This window comes from Brevundimonas sp. M20 (genome assembly GCF_006547065.1).
Lineage (GTDB): Bacteria > Pseudomonadota > Alphaproteobacteria > Caulobacterales > Caulobacteraceae > Brevundimonas.
Window position 1 is genome coordinate 1,864,267 of the sequence record NZ_CP041243.1, and the last position, 26,137, is coordinate 1,890,403.

A 26,137-nucleotide genomic window follows, 5' to 3' on the forward strand; every position below is an offset into this window, starting at 1 on the left:
GCTTATCCGTAAATCGGGAAGCGGTGCGTGAGCTCACGCACCTGCGCCGCGACGGCCGCGACCACGGCGGGATCGGCTTCATCGCCGCCGTTCATCGAGGAGACGACATCGGCGATCCAGTGGCCGATCTGCTGGAACTCCGCTTCACCGAAGCCGCGCGTGGTGCCGGCCGGCGTGCCCAGACGGACGCCCGAGGTGATGGTGAACGGCGCGGTGTCGAACGGCACGCCGTTCTTGTTGCAGGTCATCAGCGCCTTTTCGAGCTCGTGCTCGGTGGCCTTGCCGGTGACGCCCTTGGGACGCAGGTCGACCAGCATCAGGTGGCTGTCGGTGCCGCCCGAGACGATGGCCAGACCGCGGTCGATCAGGACCGCGGACAGGGCCTGGGCGTTCTTGACGACCTGTTGGGCGTAGAGCTTGAACTCGGGCTTGAGCGCTTCACCGAAGGCGACGGCCTTGGCGGCGATGACATGCTCCAGCGGGCCGCCTTGCAGGCCCGGGAAGACGGCCGAGTTGATCTTCTTGCCGAGGTCGGCGTCGCGCGACAGGATCATGCCGCCACGCGGACCACGCAGGGTCTTGTGGGTGGTGGTGGTGACCACGTCGGCGTGCGGGATCGGGTCCGGATAGACGCCGCCCGCGATCAGGCCCGCATAGTGGGCCATGTCCACCATCAGGTATGCACCGACCGAATCCGCGATCTCGCGGAAGCGCTTGAAGTCGATGTGACGGCTGTAGGCCGAGGCGCCGGCGAGGATCAGCTTGGGCTTCTCGCGCTCGGCCATCTCGGCGACGTGGTCATAGTCGATCAGATGGGTGTCTTCGCTGACCTTGTAGGTCACGGGGCGGAACCACTTGCCCGACTGGTTGGCCGGCGAGCCGTGGGTCAGGTGACCGCCGCACGCCAGATCCATGCCCAGGAAGGTATCGCCCGGCTGCAGCAGGGTGAAGAAGACGGCCTGATTGGCTTGGGCGCCCGAGTGCGGCTGGACGTTGGCGAATGCCGCGCCGAACAGTTCCTTGGCGCGCTCGCGGGCCAGATCCTCGGTGATGTCCACGAACTCGCAGCCGCCGTAGTAGCGACGACCGGGATAGCCCTCGGCGTATTTGTTGGTCAGGACCGAGCCCTGCGCGTCCAGCACCGCCTTCGAGACGATGTTCTCGGACGCGATCAGCTCGATCTGCTCCTGCTGACGGCCCAGTTCGCCCTGGATACCCTTGAAGATATCCGGATCGGCGTCCGCGAGGGATTTCGAGAAGTAGTCGGCGTGGGTGTAGGCGGTCACTGGGAATCCCCGAAAATGGCGGCGCTCCATTTAGGCCCCGAAGGGCTGGACCACAACATCTTGTGGTTCACCCTGCGGCGAGCGCCCGTTTGAGCTTGGCCAGCGCCACCCGCTTGAGGCCTTCCGGCTCATGCACCGGCCCCGTGGCGGAGACCTCGCGGCCGGTGGCGACATGGATCGCCGAGCATTTGAGCCAGGGGCCGTTGCGGGTCAGTTCGAAGATGACTTCGCCCGGATCGTCGTTCATGCCCCCGCCCTTTCGTTGAGGTTAAGTGTGGCGGGACGCCGCCGGGCGTCAACCGCGCGCATCGCCGCGCAGTTGATAGACCCCTGCCGGGCACGGGGTCGGACTGCCGAAGTCCGGGACGTCAAGGGCGGCGATCTGTTTCAGGCGGGTGCGCGGCAGGCTGGCCCGGCCCGGGTCGCCGATCAGGACCAATCCCCCGGCGTCCCGGCACCGACGCAGGAAGGGCAGGCTCCGGCGCGCCAGCGCGCGGCTGTAGAAGACGTCCCCGGCCAGCACGACCTCGACGTCCGGCGGCGGACCGTCCAGCAGGTCGGCGCACAGGGTCTCGATGACGACGCCGTTGGCTTCGGCGTTCAGTGCTGCTGCGGCGGCGGCGTTCGGGTCGATATCCACGGCCAGCACAGAGACCGCGCCCGCCTTCATCGCCGCGATGCCGACGATACCGGAGCCGCAGCCGAGATCGAGGACGCGGCGCCCCGCGACCGCTTCGGGATGATCTTTCAGATAATTCGCCAACGCCGCGCCGCCGCCCCAGCCCCAGGCCCAGTAGGGCGCTGGCGCGGCGTCATCGACGGACAGGCGGTCCAGCCCGCTGGCCGCGTGGGCCGCATACAGGCGGATATCCGGCCTTGAAGGCGCGGGCGAAAGGGTCAGGTTGTCGAGGATGAAGCGCCGGACAGCGCTTCCGTCACCTTCAGGCGACGGCAGGGAGACGCACCACGTTGCAGTGGGTCCACAGGGCGTCCATCGCCTTGACCAGATCGTCCATCATCGCGTCGGTGTGGTTCGGCGACGGGGTGAAGCGCAGGCGCTCCGTGCCCTTGGGGACGGTCGGGTAGTTGATCGGCTGAACATAGACCCCGTACTGCTCCAGCAGCATGTCGGAGATCATCTTGCAGTGCACGGGATTGCCCACGTGCACCGGCACGATGTGGCTGACCGAGTCCATCACCGGGATGCCGGCGGCGGCGAAGCGAGCCTTCAGGGTGGCGGCGCGCTCCTGATGGGCGTCGCGCAGCTCCGGGTGAGCCTTCAGATGACGCACCGAGGCCAGGGCGCCGGCGGTCAGGGCGGGCGGCAGGCTGGTGGTGAAGATGAAGCCCGAGGCCCAGCTGCGGATCGCGTCGACGATTACGCTGTCGGCGGCGATGTAACCGCCCATGACGCCGATGGCCTTGCCGAGGGTGCATTCGATAATGTCGATCTGGTCGAGGACCCCGTCGCGCTCGGCGACGCCTGCGCCGGTCTGGCCGTAGAGGCCGACGGCGTGGACTTCATCCAGATAGGTCAGGGCGTTGTACTTCTTCGCCAGCGCGATGGTGCCGGCCAGGTCGGCGATGTCGCCGTCCATCGAATAGACGCTCTCGAAGGCGATCAGCTTGGGCGCATCGGCGGGCGCGGCCTGCAGCAGGGCTTCGAGGTGTTCGAGGTCGTTGTGGGCGAAGATGTGCCGCTCGCCGCCGCCGTGGCGGATGCCCGCGATCATCGAGGCGTGGTTCAGCGAGTCCGAGAAGGTGATCAGGCCCGGCAGGATCTTCTGCAGGGTCGAAAGCGCGGCCTCGTTGGCGACGTAGCCCGAGGTGAAGAGAAGCGCGGCTTCCTTCCGGTGCCAGCTGGCCAGCTCGGCTTCCAGGTCGACCGCCGAACGGGTGGTGCCGGAGATGTTGCGGGTGCCCCCGGCGCCGGCGCCGACCTCGTCAATCTCGACCTGCATGGCCTCCAGCACCGCCGGGTGCTGGCCCATGCCGAGGTAGTCGTTGGAGCACCAGACCACGACGTCCTGCTCGGTTCCATCCTCGCGGCGACGCTTCGCCAGCGGGAACTGACCGCGCACGCGCTTGAGGTCGGCGAAGACGCGGTAGCGTCCCTCGCCCTTCACCTGCTCAACGGCGGTCTCGAAAGCGGCCCTGTAGTCGAACAACCCTGCGGCTCGTCTGGTCTTTTGCAATTGGGGCGTATGTGCGCCCCGAGCCTGAGAAAGTCTATCCGATTGGGCCGCTAAATCGTCGCAACCCCTCAATTGATAACGGTTCTCAGTAATGTTCTTGCGCATGAGCCATGTTCCGCGAACAGGTCATGCGCCGCCTTGAGGTGGATCAAGCCTTCGGCAATTCATCCAGCTTGCCGCGCAGCATCTGGAGAATGGCCGAGAAGTCGCGGTCGCCGTAGCCGAGCCCGTTGAACATCTGGAACAGGGCCTCGGTCTGGGCGCCCAGCGGGGTCGAGGCACCGGACCTGGCGGCGGCGTCCTGGGCCAGTTTCAGGTCCTTCAGCATCATGGCGGCGGCGAAACCGCCGTCATAGTTGCGGTTGGACGGGGCGGTCGGCACCGGGCCGGGCCACGGATAATAGGTCGTGGTGGACCAGCTCTGGCCCGAGGACTTGGCGACGATGTCGAACATCTTCACCGGGTCGAGACCCAGCTTCTCGGCCAGGCCGATGGCTTCGCAGGTGCCCAGCATGGTGATGCCGAGGATCATGTTGTTGCAGATCTTGGCTGCCTGCCCCGCCCCATGGTCGCCGGCGCGGAAGGTGGCGCGGCTCATCGGCTCCAGCGCCGCCTCGATGCGGGCGAACTCCGGCTCGTCGCAGCCGACCATGAAGGCCAGCGTCCCGGCCTCGGCCGCCATGGTGCCGCCGGACACGGGGGCGTCGGCGAAGGCATAGCCCGCTTCCTTGGCCAGACCGGCGACCTTGCGGGCGGTGTCCACGTCGATGGTCGAGCAGTCCAGAAGCAGGGCCGACGACGGCGCGGCGCCGATGATCTGCTCCGAATAGACCTTCAGCACATGCGGCCCGGCCGGCAGCATGGTGATGACGATGTCGGCGGACTTCACCGCCTCGGTGACGCTGGCGACCGGGGTGCAGCCCGCGGCGGCGGCGCGGTCCAGCGCGGCCTGCGACAGATCGAAGGCCAGGACAGTGTGGCCCGCCTTCGCCTGATTGGCGGCCATGCCCCCGCCCATGTTGCCCAGCCCGATGAAGGCGATGGTGGTGGTCATGGCGCGTCTCCCTTTGATTTTGAGGGAGGGTTAGCGGGGGTCGGCGTGGAAGGCCAGCGCTGCGTCAGCCCGGCTTGCGGAACCGCAGCATGAACTGGCTGGTATGACCCCGGATCGAGGGATCGAAGACGTTGGCCGTGCGGGGATCGGCATCGTTCCACAGGGCGGCGCCGGCGCTGTCAAACTCAAAACCGGCGGCCTCGACCTCACGGATCACGATGTCGGAATCGATCCGGTGAAGGCTGTCGGCGACCGAGAGGTCAGAACCGCTCACAGCCTCGTGGTCTATGATGACGTAATAGCCGCCCGGCCTCAGCGCCGCAAAGACCGCCGCGTTGACCTTCGCCGCTGTGTCCGTCGCGAACGGACGCAGGTGGAGGTCGTGGTAGTTTTGGGCGGTGAAGACCAGGTCGAGGCCGGACGGAAACACCGGGGCGCCGATGGCGCTGTGGACGCCGTCCACGTTCGGCAGGGCGTCGGCGGCGGTCACGGCCTCGCCATAGGACGCCTGAAAACCGATGAATTCGTCCGGCTGCCAAGCCGTGACGTGGCCTTCCGGCCCGACCACGGCGGCGAAGGCGCGGGTAAAGTAGCCGCCGCCGATGATCATGTCGGCGACTTTCCACCCCGGCTGGACGCCTGTGAAGTCCAGCGTGATCGCGGTCTGGCGGGCCGCGTCGCGGGCGCGGTCTTCTTCCGGGCGAAGCGGCGAGGCCAACAGGGCGGCGTAGTCCACACGGCTGCCCGACATCACATGCACCGGGGCTTGCGGGGGCAATGGTTCCCGGACGGCCTGAGCGAAAGCGGGGCCGCTCAGGGCGATGACCGCGAAGGCGGTCAGTGGCAAGCAACGACGCATGGTCTCTCTCCCGGTGTTCACCCCGTCTCAGCGAGGTTTTCTGAAGCGATAGACGAAGCGGTCGGTCTTGCCCCGGATCGAGGCGTCGAAGACCGACAGGGTGTGGTCGTCGGACGGCACGCGGACCGCGCTGGTCTCACCGTCGTAGATGAAGCCGGCGGCCTCGACCTGACGCCGCAGCTCGGCGGCCTCGATCCTGTGCAGGCTGCCCGCGACCGAGATGCCCGCGCCGTCGGCCGCCTGATGGTCAAGGATGACATAGAGGCCGCCCGGCTTGAGCACCTCGAACACCCGGCGGTTCATGGCCGCCACATCGACGTTGAACCGGGGGATGGTGAAGTCGTGGTACTCCTCGCCCATGAACACCACGTCCAGCGGCTGGTCGAAGGTCATGGTCTCCAGCTGGCCGGTGACGCGGGTGGTGTTGGAGTAGGTCGAGGCCAGGGTGTCGGCGAAGGCGTTTTCGCGGCCCGCGGTCTGGTTCGGCACGAAGGCGTAGACATGACCACCGGCGCCGACGACCGGGGCGAACAGGCGGGTGAAATAGCCCTCCTCCGGCCGGATATCCGCGATGACGTGGCCCGGCTGGAGGTTGATGAAGGCCAGCATGTCGGCCGGCTTGCGCAGCGGGTCACGGGCGACTTCTTCCGGCAGGCGACGGCTGTCCGACAGGGCGTCGGCGTAGCGAAGCTCGGGCGAAGCCGAGGCGGACGCCGCCGGTGCGGCGGTGTGAACAACCGTCCGCTCCTCCCCATCATTGCTGATGATGATGCAGCCCGACAGGGCGACAGCGCAGGCGACGACGGCGGCGGTTCTCAGCATGGATGACCCCTGATTTGCGCAGCGGAAGCTACGCTTAGTCAGCCCGGATGCAAGGCCCTGTCGTCACTCAGGACAGCGGCTTCCATTCCTCATCCGCAGGCAGCGGAGCAAACAGGGCGTCAAGCGTGGCGTCGGTCACGCCCGACAGGTCGGCGGGCGACCATTCTGGCGCATTGTCCTTGTCGACGATGACGGCGCGCACGCCTTCCTGGAAATCGTGGGTCGAGACCACGCGACCACCCAGGGCGAACTCCATCGCCATGTTCTGCGCGAACGTCTCGAACGTCGCGCCGAGACGCATCTGGCGCAGCGACACCTTCAGCGACTGGGGCGACTTGGTCTTCAGGATCGCCAACTGGGCCAGCGCCCATTCCGAGCCGTCAGCCTCCAGCGCCGCGAAGATTTCCTCGACCGTGTCGAAGGCGAACAAGCGGTCGATGGCCTCCAGATGCACCTCGATCGGCGCCTCGCCCGGATCATCCTCGAGCCCGTCGGCCACGTCGATCGGATAGGCCGGATCGGCGGACAGGATGGCGCGGAAGGCTTCCAGAGCATCGGTCGGCAGATAATGGGTGTGGATGCCCAGGAAGACGGTGTCCGCCGCCTTCAGCCGCGCGCCGGTCAGGGCCAGCCAGATGCCCGTCTGTCCCGGCAGGCGCGGCAGGAACCAGCCGCCGCCCACATCAGGGAACAGACCGATGCCGGTCTCGGGCATGGCGTAGGTGGTGCGCTCGGTCGCGATGCGGACCGTGGCCGGCTCGGAAATGCCGACGCCGCCGCCCATGACGATGCCGTCCACAATGGCGGTCACCGGCTTGGGATAGTCGAACAGCAGGTGGTTCAGCTGGTACTCGGCGCGGAAGAAGGCCTTCGCCTCCGACGCGTCCCCTGCCCCGCTCTCGGCGATCATGCGGATGTCTCCGCCCGCGCAGAAGCCGCGTTCGCCAGAGTGATCGATCAGCACCGACTGAACGGCCTCGTCCCCGCGCCACGCCAGCAGCGCCTCGATCATGGCGTCGCACATGGCGCGGTTCAGCGCATGCAGGGCCTTGGGCCGGTTCAGGGTGATGATCCCGACGCCGGAGGACACGCGGGTGAGGATTTCGGGTTCGGTGGTCACGAACGGCCTTTCGTACGGGCGGATTCGAGGTCTTCGAGCCCGGCGGTGGGAAGGTGCAGAATGTCGTCGGGTTCAAACAGGAAGACAGCTGGCTTCGCAGTATACAGTTCGGAAGCGACGTTCTGCAGGGCAAGGTACAGCGCCTGCACAGAATCGACGCCGAAAGCCCTCGAAATCCGAGGTTCGCGATCCGGCCATTCAATCTCATATTCGCAAGCCCAGTCGCCGCGTGGATCCGGGACCGGTTTGCGCCAACGGACCGGCACCGGGCGGACCTGTCCGTCGCGCTCGGTCTGATAGGTCCGTTCGCACACGACGGGAGAGGTCACTGCCGAAGCATCTCCCGCGCCGTGATGACGCGCATGATCTCGTTGGTGCCTTCAAGGATGCGGTGGACGCGCAGGTCGCGAACGATGCGCTCCAGCGGATAGTCCTTCAGATAGCCGTAGCCGCCGTGCAGCTGCAGGGCCTCGTCCGCGATCTGGAAACAGGCGTCCGTGGTGAAGCGCTTGGCCATGGCGCACCATTTGGTCTTTTCCGGGTGGCCGGTGTCGATGGCCCAGGCCCCGCGCAGGACCATCAGGCGGCAGGCGTCCAGCTGGGTCGCCATGTCGGCCAGCTTGAACTGGGTGTTCTGGAACTCGGTCAGGGCCTTGCCGAACTGCTTCCGGGTCGAGACGTAGTCCTGCGCCGTCTCCAGGGCGAGGCGAGCGCCGCCCAACGAGCACGCGGCGATGTTCAGACGGCCACCGTCCAGACCCATCATGGCGTAGCGGAAACCGTCGCCTTCCTTGCCGAGCAGGTTCTCGGCCGGGATGCGGCAGTCGTCAAAGCTGACGATGGCGGTAGGCTGGGAGTTCCAGCCCATCTTCTTCTCCTGCGCGCCGAACGACAGGCCGGGCGTGCCCAGATCGACCACGAAGGCCGAGATGCCCTTGGCGCCCGGCTCGCCCGTGCGGGCCATGACCACATAGACGTCAGACGTCCCTGCGCCCGAGATGAAGGCCTTGGAGCCGTTCAGCACCCACTCGTCGCCCTCCAGCCGGGCGGTCGTGCGCATGGCGGCGGCGTCAGAGCCCGAGCCCGGCTCGGTCAGGCAATAGCTGGCGATCTTTTCCATCGTCACCAGCGACGGCACATAGCGGGCGCGCAGATCGGCCGAGCCGAAGCTGTCGATCATCCATGTCGCCATGTTGTGGATCGAGATGAAGGCGGCGGTTGAGACGTCGCCGCGCGACAGCTCCTCGAAGATCAGCGCCGCCTCGACGCGACCCAGGGCCATGCCGCCATGTTCCTCGCCGGTGTAGATACCGCAGAAGCCCATCTCGGCCGCGTGACGCATGACGTCGACGGGGAAATGCTTGGTCTCGTCCCACTCGGCGCTGTGCGGCGCCAGCTCGGCCTCGGCGAAGGCGCGGGCGGCGTCCTGAATGGCGCGCTGATCGTCGGTGAGGGCGAAGTCCATGTGTGTTTCCTCAAGTCTGTCGGCCTCTGTCGGGCCGGTTCGCGCCGCTTCTAGCGGGTCGTCGCTCTCGTGGGGAGAGGCGGGATTGAAGAGCGCCAGTGAGTAGTGAGTGGGAGCGCGCGGGAGGCGGATGCGGCGGCGGCTCGCTACTCACTGGCACTCTTCACCAAACCCTCAGCGCCTTCACCCGCCCGGCCAACGGGTCTAAGAGGCCGCCATGACCCAGCCCTTCCCTCCCGCCGCCTTCCCCTACGCCCGTCCACGCCGCCTGCGTTCCAGCCCCTGGGTGCGCCGTCTGGTGGCCGAGACCACGCTGACACCGGCTGATCTGGTCTGGCCGTTGATCGTGCACGACGGGAAGGAAGACCGGGTTCCGGTGGCCTCGATGCCGGGCGTGTCGCGCCTGTCGCCCAAGGCCGCCGCGGAGGCCGCGCAGGAAGCCCATTCGCTGGGCATTCCCCTGCTGGCGCTGTTCCCCAATGTGGAGGGTTCGATCAAGGACGGCGTCGGGACCGGCGCGACCGATCCGGACGGCCTGATCCCCGACTGCATCAAGGCCATCAAGGACGCCGTGCCCGGGATCGGCGTGATGACCGACGTGGCGCTGGACTGCTACACCGACCACGGCCACGACGGCGTGGTCGAGGGCGACCGCATCCTGAACGACGCGACGCTGGAGCGCCTGTCCGAACAGGCCTTCATCCACGCCCACGCCGGGGCCGACATCGTGGCTCCGTCAGACATGATGGACGGCCGGGTCCAGGCGATCCGCGAGGCGCTGGAGGCCAACGGTTATTCGGACACCCTGATCATGTCCTACGCCGCCAAGTACGCCTCGGCCTTCTATGGCCCCTATCGTGACGCCGTGGGCTCGGCCAAGCAGCTGACCGGGGACAAGAAGACCTATCAGATGGACTACGCCAACACCGAGGAGGCCCTGCGCGAGGTGGCCATGGACATCTCGGAAGGCGCCGACGCCGTGATGGTCAAGCCGGGGATGCTTTACCTCGACATCGTGCGGCGGGTGTCGGAGACCTTCCACCTGCCGACCTTCGCCTATCAGGTGTCCGGCGAGTACGCGATGATGCGCGCCTCGATGGCCAACGGATGGCTGGACGAGGAGCGGGCCATTCTGGAAAGCCTGCATGCCTTCAAGCGCGCCGGGGCGGCCGGGGTGCTGACCTATTTCGCCCCGCAAGCCGCCCGCCTGCTGGGCGCCTGACAAACTTCATCGAAGCGTCACCGGGTTTCGCTGGCCGGCGCGGGTTCACCACGCGCACGCCCGAGCCCGTCGCGGCGGCCCCTGTTTCAGGTCGCCGCACTCAGACCCGCGCCCGCCAGCCGTCGTAGGCGACTTCGACATTGTCCGGAACAACTGCCGACAAGGCATTGTAATCCAGATCAATATGCAGATTTGTCAGGAGGGCCCGCCCGACCTGCGCGCGGGCGATCCAGTCGAGCGCCTTGTCCACATGGGCATGGGTCGGATGGGCCGTCCAGCGCAGGGCGTCGACGATCCAGAGGTCGCAGCCGCGCACGGCTTCAATCGCCGCTTCGTCAAGATCGGAGACGTCGCTGGAATAGGCGATGCCACCCATCCGGTAGCCGACCGAGCGGATTGGGCCATGGATCTGGTCGAAGGTGACGACCGGAATCGGCCCGCCCGCTCCATCCACAGACCAGGGGACGCCGTGCGCGGGAATATCCCGCAGATCGAGGATCGGCGGATACCCCTCCACCATCTCGAAAATATAGCCGAACCGGTCGGTCAGGGCCGCGCGGGTGGCGGTGTCCATATAGGCGGGGATGCGCTTGCGGGCCCGCATGGCGAACACCCGCAGATCATCAATTCCGTGGGTCTGGTCCGCGTGGTCGTGGGTGTAGAGAACGGCGTCCACGTGCCGGACCCCGGCCATCAGCATCTGGGCGCGCAGATCGGGCGAGGTGTCGATCAGCACGCTGGTCACGCCGTCCGGCCCATGGCGACGAATCAGGGCCGAACAGCGGGTACGGGCGTTCTTCGGCTCCGACGGATCACAGGCGCCCCAGTCGCCGTCGCCGCGCGGCACGCCCCCGGAAGAGCCGCTGCCCAGGATGACGACTTCCAGATCGTCCATCACTGCCCTTCCGGTCGAGGGATGCGGTCGAACAGGGCGAAGAAGGCGTCGGTGGTGCGGGCCTCGGCCTCTTCCCGGGACCAGCCCCGGATTTCGGCCAGCTTGTCCAGCACATGGCCGACGTAGGCCGGTTCGTTCCTGCGCCCCCGATGCGGGATCGGCGCAAGATAGGGGCAGTCGGTTTCGACGATGATCCGGTCGGCCGGCATGACGGCGATGATATCGCGCACGGCCTGCGCCGCCTTGAAGGTCGCGATGCCGGACACCGAGAACCAGCCGCCGAGTTTCGCTGCTCTTTCAGCCAGTTCAGGCCCACTGGTGTAGCAGTGCATGAGGAATTTGAACGGCGCCCTGGCCTGTTCTTCCTCAAGGATGGCCGCCATGACGTCGTCGGCTTCGCGCGTGTGCACGACGAGCGGCAGGCCGGTCAGGCGGGACGCCTCGATATGCTGACGGAACACCGCCGCCTGCTCCTCACGCGGGCTGAGGTCATAGTGGAAGTCCAGACCGCACTCGCCGACGCCGACGACGCGCGGCCGGTGCGCCAGTTCGACCAGCCGGGCGGCGGTCAGGTCGGTATAATCCTTCGCCTCATGAGGATGAACGCCGACCGTGCACCAGATGTCGTCGTGCGCCATCGCCAGACCGTGCGTCGCCTCGAAGGTCGACAGCTTGTCCGAAATCTCGACCATCATCTGCACCCCGGCCTGACGGGCGCGGGCGATCACCTCGTCCCGGTCCTCATCGAACTGGACGGCGTGCAGGTTGACGTGACTGTCGATGATCATCCGCGGGCGGCCTTGGTGCGTTGCAGGTCCGCCAGCGCCCCGGCCAGCACATCGGCCCGGTCCAGATTGATGGCGGCTGTGCGGTCCGGCAGATCAGACAACCGGGTCCACAGGTCCGCCCATTTGGCGCCGGACGCGCCTTCTTCAAGAGCGCGCACCTTCACGGCGGCGATCAGGCGCTCCATCAGGGTTTCGAACCGCTCCTGTCCCTCGGCGCCGCGGAACTTGTCGGCGATGGCGAGGGCTTCGGCGCGGTCGACGTGCTCAGCGTTCACCCAGTCCTGCGCGATCTGATCGGCCTCCAGCGTCGCACCGGACGCCAGCGCCAGCGCCTGACCGGGCGAGCCGCCGGCCATGCCGGCGATGCGCGACGCCTCGGCCGAGGACACGCCGGTGCGATTGCGGACCATCTCCTCCAGCGCATGTTGCGGCCAGACCGGGAAGGCCAGACGGCGGCAACGCGACCGGATGGTGGCCAGCAGCCGGCCCGGCGCATGGGTGACGAGAAACAGCACGCCTCGTTCCGGCGGTTCTTCAAGAACCTTCAGCAAGGCGTTGGCGGCGTTCAGGTTCAGATCATCCGCAGCGTCGATGATAGCCACCCGATAATGGGCCTGGGACGGGCTCTTGGAGAAGAACTCCGGCAGGTCGCGCGCCTGATCGACCGAGATCGACTTCTTCGTCTTGCCGCCCTCGACCAGCCGCTCCAGCACCAGCAGATCCGGATGGGACTGGGCCGCGATCTGGCGGGACACAGGATCATAGGAGTCCGCGCCCAGAGGTCCGCGCGACGGGTTCGGCGCCGCGCCCAGCAGACGACGGGCCGCGCGGTAGGCGAAGGTCGCCTTGCCCGAGCCCTCCACCCCGCACAGCAGCCAGGCGTGATGCAGGCGGCCACGTTGCTGGGCATCGACAAAGGCGGCCTCGGCGGCGGCGTCCGGGATCAGGTCAAAACGGTCCCGAGGGTGCTCGCTCACAGCAGCCGACCCTCAATGGCGGCCCAGACGCGAGCGGCCACCGCCTCCTCATCCCCCGTGGCGTCAATCACCACGCAGCGATCAGACTTTTCTTTCGCGATTTCAAGGAAACGGCGGCGAAGTCTCTCATGGAACTCCAGCCCCTTGGACTCGAACCGGGTCTCGAACAGGCCGCGTCCGAAGGCGCGCTCCAGACCCACCTCGACCGGCAGGTCGAAGATCAGGGTCAGGTCCGGCTGGGTGTCGCCGACGATGGCGGCGTCGAGGGTTTCGATAAAGTCGGCGGGCGTGCCGCCGCCGGCCCCCTGATAGGCGCGGCTGGAATCGGCGAAGCGATCGCAAACCACCCAGCGACCGGCCTCGAGCGCGGGGCGGATGGTCTTCTCCAGATGATCGCTGCGGGCGGCGAACATCAGCATGGTCTCGGTCAGCGGCGACCAGCGCCCGGCGTCGCCGTTCAGGGCGATATTGCGGATTTCTTCAGCGCCCTGCGAACCGCCGGGCTCACGCGTGCGCACGACGTCGATCTCGCGCTCGCGCAGCCGATCGACCAGCCGGCCGACCTGCGTGGACTTGCCGGCGCCTTCGCCGCCTTCGAACGTAATGAATCTGCCGTGGGTCACCGGCGCACAATGGCGACCCCGCCGACTGAAACAAGCCTTAGCGGCCCGATATCAACAGGGCGTCCGCATATCCGCGCGCGACCACGGCCTGACGGGCGTGTTCGGCGGCGTTGGCGTCGGTCCAGGGGCCGACCAGAACCCGGTAAGCGGGCGAATCGCCCTGCCCCGCCACATCGACGGTCGCCCGGTCGCCGAGACGATCCGCCACCCGGCGAGCGGCGCGGCGGTCGCTGAACGATCCGGCCTGAATCCAGAACCGACCGGCCTCGGCGGCAGGCTCGGGACGCGGCGGCGGCGGCCCGGGCGCGACGGTGGCGGCGTACTGCAGCGGCTGGGCCGAGCCGAGACGCGGCGCCGGACCGAGGTAGCGCACCCTCACCTCGCCCACGCCTTGCTGAAGCATGCCCAGCTGGTCGGCGGCGCCGCGCGACAGGTCGATGATCCGCCCGTCCACGAACGGTCCCCGATCATTGATCCGCACCACGATGCTGCGTCCGTTGGCCAGATTGGTGACCTCGACCAGACCCGGCAGCGGCAAGGTCTTGTGAGCGGCGGTCAGGGCGTACATGTCGAACCGCTCGCCCGTCGCGGTCGGGCGGCCGTTGAACTGGTCCCCGTACCAGGAGGCGGTTCCGGTCTCGTCGTAGTTCGGCTGCTCCGCCGGGCGATACCAGCGCCCCCGGATCTGATAGGGCCGCATGGTGCCCGATACGATCGGCGCCGGATCGGTGACGACCGGAAGACGCGCCCCGCCTGTCGACCGCGCCCCGGTCGCGCACGCCGCCATCAGGGGCAGCAGCGCCACGATACAGGCGCCCTTGAGCAGTCTTGCCGTCATCATCCCGATCCTTGTGGAGATCCGGATGCCACACGGACATTTCCGCTTTGGTTAACGCGCCGTTTGAGGGTATGCGGCTTGTCCGCTCACGGGACACGGACAGGTGGCCGAGTGGTTTAAGGCAGCGGTCTTGAAAACCGCCGTAGGTGAGAGCCTACCGTGGGTTCGAATCCCACCCTGTCCGCCACCTTCATGGTGAAGCCTCCAGATTTCCGTTCAGACTGGAAAGCGGACATTGAAACTGCGGCGGAGCCCGGCGCCTGTCCGTCCCGGCCGGCTGGGCCGAGTGCGGACAGGCCTTCACAGTCAGACGGTCGGCACTGTTCCTCCATCGACGACGAGTTCCGTTCCGTGAATCGCACTGGCCCGGTCCGAGGCGAGGAACGCGATGGCGTTCGCGACCTCGGAGGGTTCGGCGCCGCGTCCGATCGAGATGCCGCCCAGCCCGGAGAGGACAAGTTGTCTCGCGTCCTCGAGGGTTCCGCCATTAGCCGCCCGTATGCGCTCGAGGAACACATCCGTGCCCTCGGTCATGATCCAGCCCGGAGACACGGTGTTGACGCGCACTCCCCTTGGTCCGAGTTCCTTGGAGATGGACTTGCTGTAGGTCCGTAGCGCGGCCTTCGCGGCGGCATAGGCCGTCGTCGCGTCGGGGAGCGGCAGGACCGACTGGATGGAGGTGATATGCACCACCGCGCCGGAGCCCCGTTCGATCATCTGCGGGATCAGCAGACGGTCGAGACGAACCGCCGCCAGCAGGTTCAAATTCAGCTCGGACAGCCAATCCTCGTCGGTCAAGGCGACGAAGCCGCCGCCCGGCGTGTTCGAGCCTCCAAGGACATGGACGAGGATATCGATCCCGCCCAGACGCTGAAGCGCCGCACCGGCGAGAGCTTCTCCCCCTGCCGCCGTCGTCAGATCCGCCTCAACGAATTCGACGCCGTCGATGGGCTCGGGGTTCGCGCGCGCCGAGGTGATCACCCGTGCGCCGCCGGCCAGGAAGCGCTCGACGGTGGCGCGGCCCAGACCCTTGGTGCCGCCGGTGATGAGGACACGCTTGCCCGCGAACTCCGTGGCATTCTCCGGGGCCCTCACGCCGAGACCTCCATGGTCCTGATGGCGTCGCCGTCGAGTTCCACGCGGTAGGTGAAGCGGATCGGACTGCCCGGAAACTCACCATGGGCCGGACCTTCGACCACGACCGCCTGACCTTCATGACGAACGGCGTCGGGGCTGAAGATCGCCTTCAGGCCAACGACCATCTCCTCAAGCAGGGCGCGGATTTCGGCATGACCCTCGAAGCGTTTGCCGTTGTCGAGGAAGACTGCGTCGGCGGCGAATGATTTCATCATACCGTCGAGGTCCAGCCTTGCATTGGCCTCCACATAGTCGGCGATCGGGGACGGAAGCTCTGGAGACATTGGTCTGTCCTGCTGTTTGGGTCACAGCCGGGTGGCCGCGCCTTTCGATGACGCCAAGATAGGGATGGACAGATCGTGCGATAATCGGGACAAATTTGGATGAGACGTCACGAAATTCGGGACAATCATGAGAAGCAGCCTGACCGAATTGGACGCCGTTCTGGTCATCGCCCGCTGCGGCAAGTTCCGCGCGGCCGCGATCGAACTCGGTGTATCGACAACCGCGCTGAGTAACGCCGTTGGGAAGTTGGAGCGCACGCTTGGCGTTCGGCTCTTCAACCGGACGACAAGAAGCGTCTCATTGACCGAGGCGGGTCTGCAGTTCGTCGCCCAGGTCGCGCCCGCCATGCGAGACATCCATGAGGCCATGGACATGGTGCGCTCCCGACAGGCCACACCCTCGGGCACCCTGCGCATCAATGCCTTTCCGACAGCGGCGCGGGAAATTTTCTCTTCGCTCGTCCTGCCGTTCGTTCATCAGCACCCCCAGGTCCATGTCGATATCGTCACGGAGGGTCGCATGGTGGACATCGTCGCCGGTGGCTTCGATTTCGGCGTCCGGAGCGCTGATCGGGTGCCCGTCGACATGATCGCCCTTCCCCTGGGGGTCGCGCGACGTAATGTGGTGGTGGCTTCACCGACCTATCTGAAGGCCCATGGAAGGCCACGGGTTCCCCAGGACCTGTTGCGCCACTCGTGTCTTCGCGTCCGTCTTCCGAATGGCGCGCTCTATCGCTGGCCGTTCGAGAAGGAGGGCGAGTCCATTCACATCGACGTCGAAGGCCCCCTCACCCTCGATGAAGCCAGCCTCGCCCGCACCGCCGCCATCGCGTCGATGGGCCTCACCCTGGCGATGGAAGCCGACGTGCGGGACGACCTTGAGACCGGCAGGCTGATACCCGTTCTCGAGGACTGGACGCCCGCCCTGTCGCCATTGAGCCTCTACTATCCCAGCCGTCGTAACCCGACCGCCGCGTTCAAGGCGTTCATCGACTTTGCGCGACAAAACGGGAAAGCCGAATCTCCGCCCGGCGCCAGCCTGCCGTAAGCTTCCGACGTTTCCCGAGCTTCACGCCCCGTCAGGCTGCGCGTTGCGCCAGGCATTGAGGCGGGTCTGAACGTCGGCTTCGGTATCGCCGTAGAACAGGTTGTACGGCCGCGCCTTGCGGCGGTCGGCCCAACTGCCGGTCGGCTGGAGCGACTCCAGACGCGGCGCGCTGTGGCGCAGCAGGCCGCCACGACACTGGGCGGACACCTCGCGGGCCATGAGAGCCGGGCGGGCGCCCCACTCCAGCCCGGTCGCGTTGGTGGCGCCGCGCTGGGCGCGGGCGGCCACGAGGGCCACGTCGGTAGAGCCGGTAAGCGGGTTCACACAGACCGCCGGGCGCCCCTCCAGCTCGACCAGACGCCCCCGGTCGTCCCAGACCAGGGCGCGTCGGAGCCGACGCCGGGCCGCGCCGTCATTGCCGTCATCGACCGGCGACCAGGCGACGATGCAGCCGACCTGATCCCGGCGCGAACAGGCGGGGACGGCCGGGGACAGCCGATCCACCGGAACCACCACATCGACCAGATAGACCGCGGCGATCCGGGATCTGAGCGCCCTGTCGCCTGCCACGCGCTCGCGCACCAGCCGTTCCAGAAGCTCGCCGCCCTGCTCGGTGCCCGCCAGCACAAGTGGACCGGCGGGGTGACGCTTCAGCCAGGCCTCGAACGCGGCGGCGATGTCCTGATAGGCGAAAGCCCGGGCCTCGCGCGCGTCCTCACGCAGGGTCAGACGAGTATAGAGGCTGGCCTGCCGGTAGCGGGGCGCGCTGACCCTGCCCGCGCGGGCGAAGGGACCGGCGTAATTGGGCAGGACCACCTCACGCAGCCAGCGCTCGCCTCGACGCTCGCCGATGGGTCCGTTCCAGTCGCGCCCGCCGTCATAGGTGGTGGAGTGAACGTAGAAGACCGAGGCGTCCCCGGTCTCCGGCGCGCGGGCGTCGAGCAGGGCCCAGCTTTCCGCCCTGCCGTAATCCGGGGCCGGCGGCGGCGAATAGGTCTGGAACGGCACCTGGGGATCGAGCCCGGCACGCAGAATGTCGCCCCGCCACACCGCGACGGCTGTCACGACGAGCAGGACCAGGGCGAGGCCCACGACGCCGACCCACTGCCGGGCTGTCAGCGTCGCCAATCTCACCGGTAGGCGTCCGAGGTCATCAGGAAGTCCTGCACATAGCGGCGGACCCCCTCCTCCAGCGGCGTCGACTGGCCGCTGTAGCCCGCGGCGCGGATGCGTTCCATCCGGGCCTCGGTGAAGTACTGGTACTTGTCCCGGATCGACAGCGGGGTGTCGACGTATTCGACCCGCGGCGTCTTGCCCGCCGCGCTGAAGGTGGCGTTGGCCAGATCGAGGAAGGAGCGCGCCTGCCCCGAACCGGCGTTGAATACGCCCGAAACGGCCGGGGTCTCCAGCAGCCAGTCGATAATGTCGACAACATCCTCGACGAAGACAAAGTCACGCATCTGACCGCCGTCGGCGTAGTTCGGGTTGTGCGACCGGAACAGGGTGACCGGCTCGCCTGCCTGAACCTTGGGCCAGATCTGGGCCACGACCGACTTCATCCCGCCCTTGTGGTATTCGTTGGGGCCATAGACGTTGAAGAATTTGAGCCCCGCCCACTGGCTGGGCGCATTGCCCTCGTCGGCCTGTTTCACCGCATACTGGTCGAACAGGTATTTCGAATAGCCATAGGCGTTCAGCGGGCGCAGACCCGACAGCCACTCGATGTCATCCCGGTCCTCGAACCCGCTGTCTCCGTCGCCGTAGGTGGCGGCCGAGGAGGCGTAGATGAGCCGGGCGTCGCGCAGCACGCACCAGTCCCACAGGTCGCGGGACAGGCTGAAATTGGTGCGCATGATCAGGTCGGCGTCCGCCTCGGTCGTCGAGGAGATGGCGCCCATGTGGACGATGGCCTCGACCCGGTCGGCGTGCTGTTCCAGCTTTTCGAACAGCTCCTCCGGCTGCCAGAAGTCGGCGATGCCGTGCTTGGCCAGGTTCTTCCACTTGCCCAACGCCGCGTCTTCCATGCGGTCGCACACGACGATGTCGCGACGGTCCTCGGCGCACAGGCGCGCGACGATGTTCGAGCCGATGAAGCCCGCGCCGCCGGTCACCACGATCATTCGCCGGGCCATCAGCTGTCCTTCATCCTGGAGATTGTGCGGGTCGTGGAGAAGCCGTCCTCAAACGTCGCCAGCTTCACCTCGCCACCCCAGCTTTCCACCAGGTCGCCGCCGACCACGCCCTCGCGGGTGTAGTCCGCGCCCTTGATCAGGACATCGGGACGCAGGCGTTCGATCAGCGCCAAGGGGGTGGGGTCGTCAAAACTGGTGACGCGATCGACCGATTGCAAACCGCCGATGACCACGGCGCGACTGTCCAGATCGTTGATCGGACGACCCTCGCCCTTGAGCCTGCGCACCGAGGCGTCCGTGTTCAGCGCCACCACCAGCCGGTCGCACCAGCCGCGGGCCTGCGCCAGATAGGCGACGTGGCCGCGGTGCAGAATGTCGAAGCAGCCGTTGGTGAAGCCGACCTTCAGCCCCTGACGGCGCCAGCCCTCGACCACATGCGCCAGTTCCTCCAGCGGCATGACCTTGGCGTGGGCGCCCGAGGCGTGCTGGCTCATCTCGGCGTCGATCAGTTCGGCGGGGCTGACCACGGCGGTGCCCGCCTTTCCCACCACCACGCCCGAGGCGAGGATGGCGAATTCCACCGCCGTCTCCAGCGTGGCGCCCGCGCCCAGCGCCAGACCCAGCGCCGCCAGCCCGGTGTCGCCGGCGCCCGAAACGTCGAAGACCTCGCGCGCACGTCCGGGGAAATGCCTCGCCGCACCACCGCGCCGCATCAGGCTCATGCCCTTGCCCGCGCGGGTGACGATGATGGCCCTGGCTGTCGTGGCATCCAGAAGGGCCGTCAGCGCAGACTCGACCTCGGCGTCCGTATCGACCGGCAGGCCGGTGGCGCCGGCCAGTTCGCTGGCGTTCGGCTTGATGACATCGACGGCGCCGTAGCGAGCGAAGTCGGTCCCCTTGGGATCAACGATCACCGGCGCGCCGGAGGCCTGCGCCGCCGACAGGGCGTCGGCCATAAGGGCGGCGGTGACGCTGCCCTTGGCATAGTCGGAAATCAGGATGGAGGCCGCGCCGTCGAACACGCCGTTGGACGGCAGGGTCCGGTCGCCCGGCTCCTCGTCATCCAGCCGCAGCAGTTGCTGGCCGCCGGAAACGTAGCGCGTCTTCACGATGGTCGGGGCGGCCGCGCTGGCCTCGACGAAGCTGACGACACCGTCGTCCTGCCCGATCAGGGTCGTCAGTTCCGAGCCTGCCCGATCCAGCCCGACGACGGCGCCCAGACGGGCCGCGCCGCCCAGGGAGCCGACGTTGCGCGCCACATTGCCGACCGCGCCGGCCATGGCGACCGTGCGCTTCGTCTTCAGCACCGGAATAGGCGCTTCGGGCGAGATGCGGCTGACCTCGCCGTAAACGTAGCGGTCCAGCATCAGGTCGCCGACACAGGCCACCTTCAGCCCGCGCACGCGCTCCAGAAGCGCCTGCAGTTCTCCCAGATCGAGCGTGCGTTCAGCCATCCGGCTGGCCTACCGGATTCAGGCGACCTTCGCCATCCGCGCCTTCGACAGATCGTCGTAGGCCAGCAGGTCGGCGGCCAGAGCCTCGAACTGGTTCAGCGGCACCATGTTCGGGCCGTCGGACGGCGCGTTGTCCGGGTCCTGATGGGTCTCCATGAAGACGGCGTCCACGCCCACGGCGACGGCGGCGCGGGCCAGAACCGGCACGAACTCGCGCTGGCCGCCCGATGAGGTGCCCTGCCCGCCCGGTTGCTGCACCGAGTGGGTGGCGTCGAACACGACCGGACAGCCGATCTCACGCAGGATCGGCAGGGCGCGCATGTCGGAGACGAGGGTGTTGTAGCCGAAGCTGGCCCCGCGCTCGCAGGCCATGACATTCGGATTGCCCGCCCCGGTGACCTTGGCGATGACGTTCTTCATGTCCCACGGGGCCAGGAACTGCCCCTTCTTGATATTGATCGCCTTGCCGGTCGCGGCGGCGGCCAGCAGCAGATCGGTCTGGCGGCTCAGGAAGGCCGGGATCTGCAGCACGTCGACCACCTCACCGGCGATGCGGCAGTGTTCCTCGGTGTGCACGTCGGTCAGGACCGGCAGGCCGATGCTCTCGCGGATTTCGGCGAAGATCGGCAGCGAGCCTTCCAGGCCGAAGCCGCGGGCGGCGTTGGCGCTGGTGCGGTTCGCCTTGTCAAAGCTGGTCTTGTAGATGATGCCGACGTTCAGACGTTCGCCGATCTCCTTCAGCGCCGTAGCCATCTCCAGCGCATGCTGGCGGCTCTCCAGTTGGCACGGGCCGGCGATGAAGACGATGCGCTGACCGCCGCCGATGCTGACGGGACGGGCGACGCCCTTGATGTCGATGACGGCGTTGGGCTTGGACACGGCGAATTCCTGCGTAAAGCGACTTGGCGACGCGCGGCCCTTGCCGCACCTATGCGGCGATCAGGTGGCGTCGGACTTTGAGGATCGCAAGCTACCACGGAGCCAGACCGCATGACCACCAGACCCGCCCCCGTCATTGTCTGGTTTCGCCGCGACCTACGCCTGTCCGACAACCCGGCGCTGAATCACGCGGCAGAGACCGGTGCGCCGGTCATTCCGGTCTATATTCACGATCAGGGGCCGGTTCAGGAGCGCGCGGGCGGCGCCTCCCTGTGGTGGCTCGACAAGTCGTTGCGGGCGCTCGGCGACAGTCTGAAGGCGCGCGGCTCGCGCCTGATCCTTCGCTCCGGTGATTCGGAATCCGAGCTGCGCCGCCTGATCGGGGAGACGGGCGCCGCCAAGGTCTTCATGAACCGCCGCTTCGAGCCGGAACTGTTCGCCCGCGACGCCGACATCGCGCATGCGCTGAAGGCGGATGATGTGGAGGTGCGGGGCTGGAACGGGTCGCTGATGTGCCGCCCCGGCGGGGTGCTGAACGGGTCCGGCCAGCCCTACAAGGTGTTTACGCCCTTCCTGAAGGCGCTGCTGGCCACGACGGAACCGCCGACCCACACCACGGGACCCCGCACGCTCGACACGCCCGCCGATCTGAACAGCGAGGCGCTGGACGCGTGGGGGCTGCATCCCTCGAAACCCGACTGGTCCACCGGCTTCGACTGGTCGCCGGGCGAGGCCGGGGCGTCCGAAGCCCTGTCGCGGTTCATCGCCGGAGGCCTGAAGAACTACAGCCGCGACCGCGACTTCCCCGCCGCGCCCGGCTGCAGCCGACTGTCGCCGCATCTGCATTTCGGTGAAATCCATCCCTGGCGCGCCATCGCCCGGGTTCAGGCGGCTGTGGACGGGGGCGACGTCCCGCGGGCCGAGGCTGACAAGTTCATCGCCGAACTGGGCTGGCGGGATTTCTCGGCCCACCTGCTGCACCACTTCCCGCAGATCACCGACACCGCCTTCCGGCCCGAGTACGACGCCATGCCCTGGCGCGACGACCCGGCGGGGCTGCGGGCGTGGCAGCGGGGCCTGACCGGCTATCCCATCGTCGATGCGGGCATGCGCCAGCTGTGGACGACCGGCTGGATGCACAATCGCGTCCGCATGATCGTCGCATCCTTCCTCGTGAAGGACCTGCTGATCGACTGGCGACGGGGCGAGGACTGGTTCCGGGACACCCTCGTGGACGCCGATCTGGCCAGCAATGTGCAGAATTGGCAGTGGGTTGCGGCATCCGGAGCGGACGCTGCGCCGTATTTCAGGGTGTTCAATCCGATTACCCAGGGGACGAAGTTTGATGCCAAGGGACAGTATGTCCGCCGCTGGGTTCCCGAGATCGCGGCCCTGCCCGACAAATGGCTGCACGCCCCGTGGACCGCGCCCGCGGAAGTCCTGCGCGGCGTCGGCTTGCGCCTCGGTCACGACTATCCCCGGCCGATCCTCGACCATGCGGAGGCGCGGGACCGCGCGCTGGAGGCCTTGCGGACCGTCACCGCGTCCCGTCACGACGACCCCGGGCATTGACGCCCCGGGGGCGGCCTTCCCACATCACCGCACATGACGTCGTTGACCGCCGAACGGCCCGAGGCTGCGGCCCGTACCCCGCGAGGGGTGGCCCTGCTGTTGCGCCTGCTCTCCGCCAACTGGACCTTCGGCCAGTTGACTATCCTTCTGCCGAACGGACAAACCCGGCGGATGTCCGGGCAAGAGCCCGGGCCCGCCGCCGTGCTGGATATCCGCGACTACCGCTTTGCCCGCCGGGTGTTGGCCAATGGCGATATCGGTTTCGCGGAAGGCTATATGGCCGGTGAGTGGGAGACGCCGCATCTGGCGCCGTTGCTCGAGGTTCTGGCCCGGAACTACGACAACATCCGCCGCCTTTTCGACGGCAACCCCGTGATGACGGCCATCAACTGGCTCTCGCATCGGATGAACCGCAACAGCCGGTCCGGATCGAAGAAAAACATCCACGCCCACTATGATCTGGGCAACGACTTCTACAGCCGCTGGCTGGACCCCTCCATGACCTATTCCTCGGCCCGGTTCGCCACGCCGGACACGCCGCTGGAGGCCGCGCAGCGCGAGAAATACGCCTCTCTCGCCCGCATGATGGACCTGCGTCCCGGCCAGTCCGTGTTGGAGATCGGCTGCGGCTGGGGCGGCTTCGCCGAGTTCGCGGCGAAGGAGGTCGGCGCAAAGGTCACCGGCATCACCATCTCGCAGCAGCAATACGACTTCGCGAAACAACGCCTCTTCAACGCGGGCCTGTCGGAGAGGGCGGACATTCGGCTTGTCGACTATCGCGACGTGACCGGCCAGTTCGACCGTGTCGCTTCCATCGAGATGTTCGAGGCGGTCGGTCAGGAGTACTGGCCCGCCTATTTCGGCAAGATCCGTGATGTGCTCGCGCCTGGCGGTCGCGCGGGTCTGCAGATCATCACCATCGAGGACGACCTGTTCGAGGAATACAATCGCCGCACCGACTTCATTCAGAAGTACGTCTTCCCCGGGGGCATGCTGCCGTCCGAGGACCGGCTGAAGCCGGTGATCGAACGGGCCGGTCTGGAGTGGCAGGCCATCGAGCGCTTCGGTCTCGACTATGCCGACACCCTCAAGCTCTGGGACGAGCGCTTTCAGTCCTCCTGGGGCGAGATCAGCCGCATGGCCGGGTTCGACGAGCGGTTCCGCCGCCTGTGGCGGTTCTATCTGGCCTATTGCGAAGCCGGCTTCCGGTCACAACGCACCGATGTGGTCCAGCTGGCTCTGGCGAAGGGCTGAGGCGGGGCGCATATCGGTCGCATGACCTCCGCCCTGATCTCCGCCGCCGACCTCGCCGACCGTCTGAGCGATCCTGACCTGCGCATCGTGGACGCCAGCTGGCATCTGGACGGACATGACGCCCGCGCGGACTTCGCCGACCGGCATATCCCCGGCGCGGTGTTCCTTGATCTGGACGTGGTGTCGGACGGCGACAGCCCCCTGCCCCACACCCTGCCGTCGCCCGCCGCCTTCGCCGCCTCAGCGGGCGTGCTGGGCCTGTCTGATCGGGACAGCATCGTGGTTTATGACACGGCGGGCCTGTTCTCGGCGGCGCGGGTCTGGTGGATGCTGAAAATTATGGGCGCGCGCGATGTGCGGGTGCTGGACGGCGGCCTGCCCGCCTGGACCGCGCGCGGGTTACCGCTTGAGACCGGGGCGCCTGAACGACCGTCCTTCAGCGTCTTCAGCCCCCGCTTCGACAGCGACGCCGTCGTCGGCCTCGATCAGGTCCGGGCCGCGCTGGGCGGAGAGACGCAGGTGCTGGACGCCCGCGGCGCCGGCCGCTTCCGGGGCGAGACCGCCGAGCCCCGGCCCGGCGTTCGTTCCGGGCACATGCCCGGCGCGCTGAACCTGCCTTACGGCGCGTTGCTGAACGCGGACGGCACGATGAAGCGCGGCCCGGCGCTGGAAGCCGCCTTCACCGATGCAGGAATGGATCTGGACCGTCCGGCGATCACCACCTGCGGCTCGGGTGTCACCGCCGCCATCCTGACGCTGGGCCTGCATGAGCTGGGCCGGACATCCCGCCTCTACGACGGAAGCTGGGCCGAATGGGGCGCGCCGGAAGGCGGCCCCGTCCAGACCGGCTGATCAGACCTGGCCGACGGTCCCTTCCTTCAGACCGCGGCGGGCCTGCCCCGGCAGGCCTTCCGGGTCGGTCGAGCCGTCGCCGGGGATGGCGTCATCACTCTCGCCGCGCGAGACGACCGTGGCGAGCACCAGATCGCCGGTGACGTTCAGGGTCGTGCGGCACATATCCAGGAAGCGGTCGACGCCCAGGATCAGGCCGATGCCCTCGACCGGCACATTGACCATGGCCAGGATCATCGCGACCACGGGCAGCGAGCCGGCGGGCACGCCCGCGGTGCCGACGCCGCCCAGGATGCAGACCAGCATGACCACGACCTGTTGGGTAAGCGACAGCTCGATCCCGAAGAACTGGGCCAGGAACAGAACCGTCACCCCCTCGAACAGGGCGGTGCCGTTCTGATTGGCGGTCGCGCCGACCGTCAGCACGAAGCGGGCGATCTTGCGCGGCAGACCCAGTTCCTCATCGGCGGCGCGCAGGGCCACTGGCAGCGAGGCGTTGGACGAGGCGGTCGAGAAGGCCATCACCATCGGCTCGCGCACGCCACGGAAGAACTTGATCGGGTTCACGCCGCCGCCGATCCAGACGACCAGCGGATAGACCACGAACATGTGGATCGCCATGGCGCCCACGGCCACGCCGACGAAGGCGGCCAGACGCACCAGCAGATCCCAGCCAAACACGGCCGCCAGCTTGAACATCAGGCAGGCGATGGCCAGCGGGGCCAGCTTGATGAAGAGGTTGATCAGCTTCATCGTGACCTCGAGGAGGCCCTCGATGGTGCTCTGCAGGCCGTCCGTCTGCGGGGACTTGGCCATCACCAGCCCGATCCCGAAGAACAGGGCGAAGATCATCACCGGCAGGATCTGGTTCTCCGCCGCCGCGGTGACGACGTTCGAGGGGATCAGGTCGAGGAAGAAATCATCGAAGCGAACGCCGCCCTGCGCCTTGGCCACGATCTCGCTGGTTCCCTGCGCCCCTTGGGCCAGCAGCGATTGCGCCACCTCGGGCGGCACCCCGTCGCCGGGACGGAAGAAGTTGACCATGCCCAGACCGATGACCACGGCGATGCCGGAGACGATGATCGTCAGCAGCAAGGTCTTCAGGCCCGCGCGACCGAGCGAGTTCAGGTCGCCCATCTCGGCCACCCCGACCACGAGGGCCGAGAACAGCAGGGGGATGACCATCATGAAGAGCAGCTTCAGGAAGATCTGACCGATGGTCCCGGCGATCACGATCGGCGCCCATTCGGCGTCCGGCTGGATCGCGAAATTGGCCCACAGACCGGCGCCGAGGCCGACCGCGAAGCCGATCAGCATCAGCCAGTGGAGCGCGATCCCGCCCTTTTTGCTCGTTTGCATACAGTGGTCCCCCGGCGATTGA

Annotated in this window: 27 protein-coding genes and 1 tRNA gene; 6 read left to right on the forward strand and 22 right to left on the reverse strand. The window is 67.4% G+C overall.

Annotated elements, in window-relative coordinates; all coding sequences use genetic code 11:
* Positions 1-2: 2 nt before the first annotated feature.
* The 10 genes from glyA to FKQ52_RS09020 form a co-directional block, all read right to left on the reverse strand.
* The gene (gene glyA / locus FKQ52_RS08975; RefSeq protein WP_370450937.1) at positions 3-1,316 is read right to left on the reverse strand and encodes a serine hydroxymethyltransferase; all 1,314 of its coding nucleotides are present in this window, start codon (positions 1,314-1,316) and stop codon (positions 3-5) included.
* Between the two features lie 37 nt (positions 1,317-1,353).
* Positions 1,354-1,533 (reverse strand): hypothetical protein, encoded by a 180-nt coding sequence (locus FKQ52_RS08980; protein ID WP_141626873.1) that lies wholly within the window; start codon positions 1,531-1,533, stop codon positions 1,354-1,356.
* Between the two features lie 48 nt (positions 1,534-1,581).
* Positions 1,582-2,199, reverse strand: coding sequence for a methyltransferase (locus tag FKQ52_RS08985; protein ID WP_370451058.1), 618 nt, complete (start codon positions 2,197-2,199; stop codon positions 1,582-1,584).
* A gap of 28 nt (positions 2,200-2,227) precedes the next feature.
* On the reverse strand, positions 2,228-3,454 hold the full coding sequence (gene hemA / locus FKQ52_RS08990) for a 5-aminolevulinate synthase (RefSeq protein ID WP_240811806.1): 1,227 nt from the start codon (positions 3,452-3,454) through the stop codon (positions 2,228-2,230).
* Between the two features lie 175 nt (positions 3,455-3,629).
* Positions 3,630-4,535, reverse strand: coding sequence for a 3-hydroxyisobutyrate dehydrogenase (mmsB, locus tag FKQ52_RS08995; protein ID WP_141626876.1), 906 nt, complete (start codon positions 4,533-4,535; stop codon positions 3,630-3,632).
* 64 nt (positions 4,536-4,599) lie between these two features.
* On the reverse strand, positions 4,600-5,394 hold the full coding sequence (locus FKQ52_RS09000) for a class I SAM-dependent methyltransferase (RefSeq protein ID WP_141626877.1): 795 nt from the start codon (positions 5,392-5,394) through the stop codon (positions 4,600-4,602).
* 27 nt (positions 5,395-5,421) lie between these two features.
* The gene (locus FKQ52_RS09005; protein WP_141626878.1) at positions 5,422-6,216 is read right to left on the reverse strand and encodes a class I SAM-dependent methyltransferase; all 795 of its coding nucleotides are present in this window, start codon (positions 6,214-6,216) and stop codon (positions 5,422-5,424) included.
* Between the two features lie 67 nt (positions 6,217-6,283).
* Entirely contained in the window at positions 6,284-7,336 is a 1,053-nt protein-coding gene (locus FKQ52_RS09010) for an enoyl-CoA hydratase/isomerase family protein (RefSeq protein WP_141626879.1), read from the reverse strand.
* Positions 7,333-7,665: a hypothetical protein gene (locus tag FKQ52_RS09015; protein ID WP_141626880.1), complete on the reverse strand. Its 333-nt coding sequence runs from the start codon at positions 7,663-7,665 to the stop codon at positions 7,333-7,335. Before FKQ52_RS09015 ends, FKQ52_RS09010 begins: the two co-directional genes overlap by 4 nt.
* Entirely contained in the window at positions 7,662-8,801 is a 1,140-nt protein-coding gene (locus tag FKQ52_RS09020; protein ID WP_141626881.1) for an isobutyryl-CoA dehydrogenase, read from the reverse strand. The genes FKQ52_RS09015 and FKQ52_RS09020 overlap by 4 nt, the downstream gene beginning before the upstream one ends.
* 217 nt (positions 8,802-9,018) lie before the next feature.
* On the opposite strand from FKQ52_RS09020, the gene hemB reads away from it, so the two are divergent.
* Complete coding sequence (hemB, locus tag FKQ52_RS09025; protein WP_141626882.1) at positions 9,019-10,023, forward strand: porphobilinogen synthase; 1,005 nt, start codon at positions 9,019-9,021, stop codon at positions 10,021-10,023.
* 100 nt (positions 10,024-10,123) lie between these two features.
* Here hemB and FKQ52_RS09030 read toward each other — a convergent pair whose 3' ends face one another.
* Genes FKQ52_RS09030 through FKQ52_RS09050 form a run of 5 tightly spaced genes read right to left on the reverse strand, consistent with a single transcriptional unit; the run spans position 10,124 to position 14,147 of the window.
* Positions 10,124-10,918: an MBL fold metallo-hydrolase gene (locus FKQ52_RS09030; RefSeq protein ID WP_141626883.1), complete on the reverse strand. Its 795-nt coding sequence runs from the start codon at positions 10,916-10,918 to the stop codon at positions 10,124-10,126.
* Positions 10,918-11,706, reverse strand: a complete 789-nt coding sequence (locus FKQ52_RS09035) for a TatD family hydrolase (protein WP_141626884.1) — start codon at positions 11,704-11,706, stop codon at positions 10,918-10,920. Before FKQ52_RS09035 ends, FKQ52_RS09030 begins: the two co-directional genes overlap by 1 nt.
* Positions 11,703-12,683, reverse strand: coding sequence for a DNA polymerase III subunit delta' (locus FKQ52_RS09040; protein ID WP_141626885.1), 981 nt, complete (start codon positions 12,681-12,683; stop codon positions 11,703-11,705). The genes FKQ52_RS09035 and FKQ52_RS09040 overlap by 4 nt, the downstream gene beginning before the upstream one ends.
* The gene (gene tmk / locus FKQ52_RS09045) at positions 12,680-13,306 is read right to left on the reverse strand and encodes a dTMP kinase (protein ID WP_141626886.1); all 627 of its coding nucleotides are present in this window, start codon (positions 13,304-13,306) and stop codon (positions 12,680-12,682) included. Before tmk ends, FKQ52_RS09040 begins: the two co-directional genes overlap by 4 nt.
* A 37-nt stretch (positions 13,307-13,343) precedes the next feature.
* Entirely contained in the window at positions 13,344-14,147 is an 804-nt protein-coding gene (locus FKQ52_RS09050) for a septal ring lytic transglycosylase RlpA family protein (RefSeq protein WP_370450938.1), read from the reverse strand.
* Between the two features lie 94 nt (positions 14,148-14,241).
* Between FKQ52_RS09050 and FKQ52_RS09055 the strand changes: the two genes are divergently transcribed.
* A tRNA-Ser gene (locus FKQ52_RS09055) sits at positions 14,242-14,331 on the forward strand.
* A gap of 119 nt (positions 14,332-14,450) precedes the next feature.
* Here the strand turns inward: FKQ52_RS09055 and FKQ52_RS09060 are convergent.
* Together FKQ52_RS09060 and FKQ52_RS09065 are read right to left on the reverse strand one after the other, a co-directional pair.
* Positions 14,451-15,239 carry an SDR family oxidoreductase gene (locus FKQ52_RS09060; protein ID WP_141626887.1) on the reverse strand — a complete coding sequence of 263 codons (789 nt, stop codon included), beginning with the start codon at positions 15,237-15,239 and terminating at the stop codon, positions 14,451-14,453.
* Positions 15,236-15,565, reverse strand: a complete 330-nt coding sequence (locus FKQ52_RS09065; protein ID WP_141626888.1) for a nuclear transport factor 2 family protein — start codon at positions 15,563-15,565, stop codon at positions 15,236-15,238. Before FKQ52_RS09065 ends, FKQ52_RS09060 begins: the two co-directional genes overlap by 4 nt.
* 127 nt (positions 15,566-15,692) lie before the next feature.
* Here FKQ52_RS09065 and FKQ52_RS09070 point away from each other — a divergent pair, with 127 nt between their 5' ends.
* A complete protein-coding gene (locus FKQ52_RS09070; protein WP_240811602.1) occupies positions 15,693-16,613 on the forward strand; it encodes a LysR family transcriptional regulator in 921 nt (306 codons plus the stop codon).
* 21 nt (positions 16,614-16,634) lie between these two features.
* On the opposite strand, the gene FKQ52_RS09075 is transcribed toward FKQ52_RS09070, so the two are convergent.
* Genes FKQ52_RS09075 through kdsA form a run of 4 tightly spaced genes read right to left on the reverse strand, consistent with a single transcriptional unit; the run spans position 16,635 to position 21,078 of the window.
* Positions 16,635-17,741 carry a DUF3089 domain-containing protein gene (locus tag FKQ52_RS09075; protein WP_141626890.1) on the reverse strand — a complete coding sequence of 369 codons (1,107 nt, stop codon included), beginning with the start codon at positions 17,739-17,741 and terminating at the stop codon, positions 16,635-16,637.
* Between the two features lie 2 nt (positions 17,742-17,743).
* Positions 17,744-18,745 (reverse strand): ADP-glyceromanno-heptose 6-epimerase, encoded by a 1,002-nt coding sequence (rfaD, locus tag FKQ52_RS09080; protein ID WP_240811603.1) that lies wholly within the window; start codon positions 18,743-18,745, stop codon positions 17,744-17,746.
* Entirely contained in the window at positions 18,745-20,199 is a 1,455-nt protein-coding gene (gene rfaE2 / locus FKQ52_RS09085) for a D-glycero-beta-D-manno-heptose 1-phosphate adenylyltransferase (RefSeq protein ID WP_141626891.1), read from the reverse strand. The genes rfaD and rfaE2 overlap by 1 nt, the downstream gene beginning before the upstream one ends.
* Positions 20,200-20,217: 18 nt before the next feature.
* The gene (kdsA, locus tag FKQ52_RS09090; protein WP_141626892.1) at positions 20,218-21,078 is read right to left on the reverse strand and encodes a 3-deoxy-8-phosphooctulonate synthase; all 861 of its coding nucleotides are present in this window, start codon (positions 21,076-21,078) and stop codon (positions 20,218-20,220) included.
* A 111-nt stretch (positions 21,079-21,189) separates the two neighbouring features.
* Between kdsA and FKQ52_RS09095 the strand changes: the two genes are divergently transcribed.
* The 3 genes from FKQ52_RS09095 to sseA are packed head-to-tail and all read left to right on the forward strand — an operon-like array spanning position 21,190 to position 24,756.
* Complete coding sequence (locus FKQ52_RS09095; RefSeq protein ID WP_141626893.1) at positions 21,190-22,650, forward strand: deoxyribodipyrimidine photo-lyase; 1,461 nt, start codon at positions 21,190-21,192, stop codon at positions 22,648-22,650.
* Between the two features lie 33 nt (positions 22,651-22,683).
* Entirely contained in the window at positions 22,684-23,904 is a 1,221-nt protein-coding gene (locus FKQ52_RS09100; RefSeq protein ID WP_141626894.1) for a cyclopropane-fatty-acyl-phospholipid synthase family protein, read from the forward strand.
* Positions 23,905-23,925: 21 nt separating this feature from the next.
* Positions 23,926-24,756 (forward strand): 3-mercaptopyruvate sulfurtransferase, encoded by an 831-nt coding sequence (sseA, locus tag FKQ52_RS09105; RefSeq protein WP_141626895.1) that lies wholly within the window; start codon positions 23,926-23,928, stop codon positions 24,754-24,756.
* Here sseA and FKQ52_RS09110 read toward each other — a convergent pair whose 3' ends face one another.
* Positions 24,757-26,115: a dicarboxylate/amino acid:cation symporter gene (locus FKQ52_RS09110; protein ID WP_141626896.1), complete on the reverse strand. Its 1,359-nt coding sequence runs from the start codon at positions 26,113-26,115 to the stop codon at positions 24,757-24,759. It abuts the gene before it with no gap.
* Positions 26,116-26,137 lie beyond the last annotated feature (22 nt).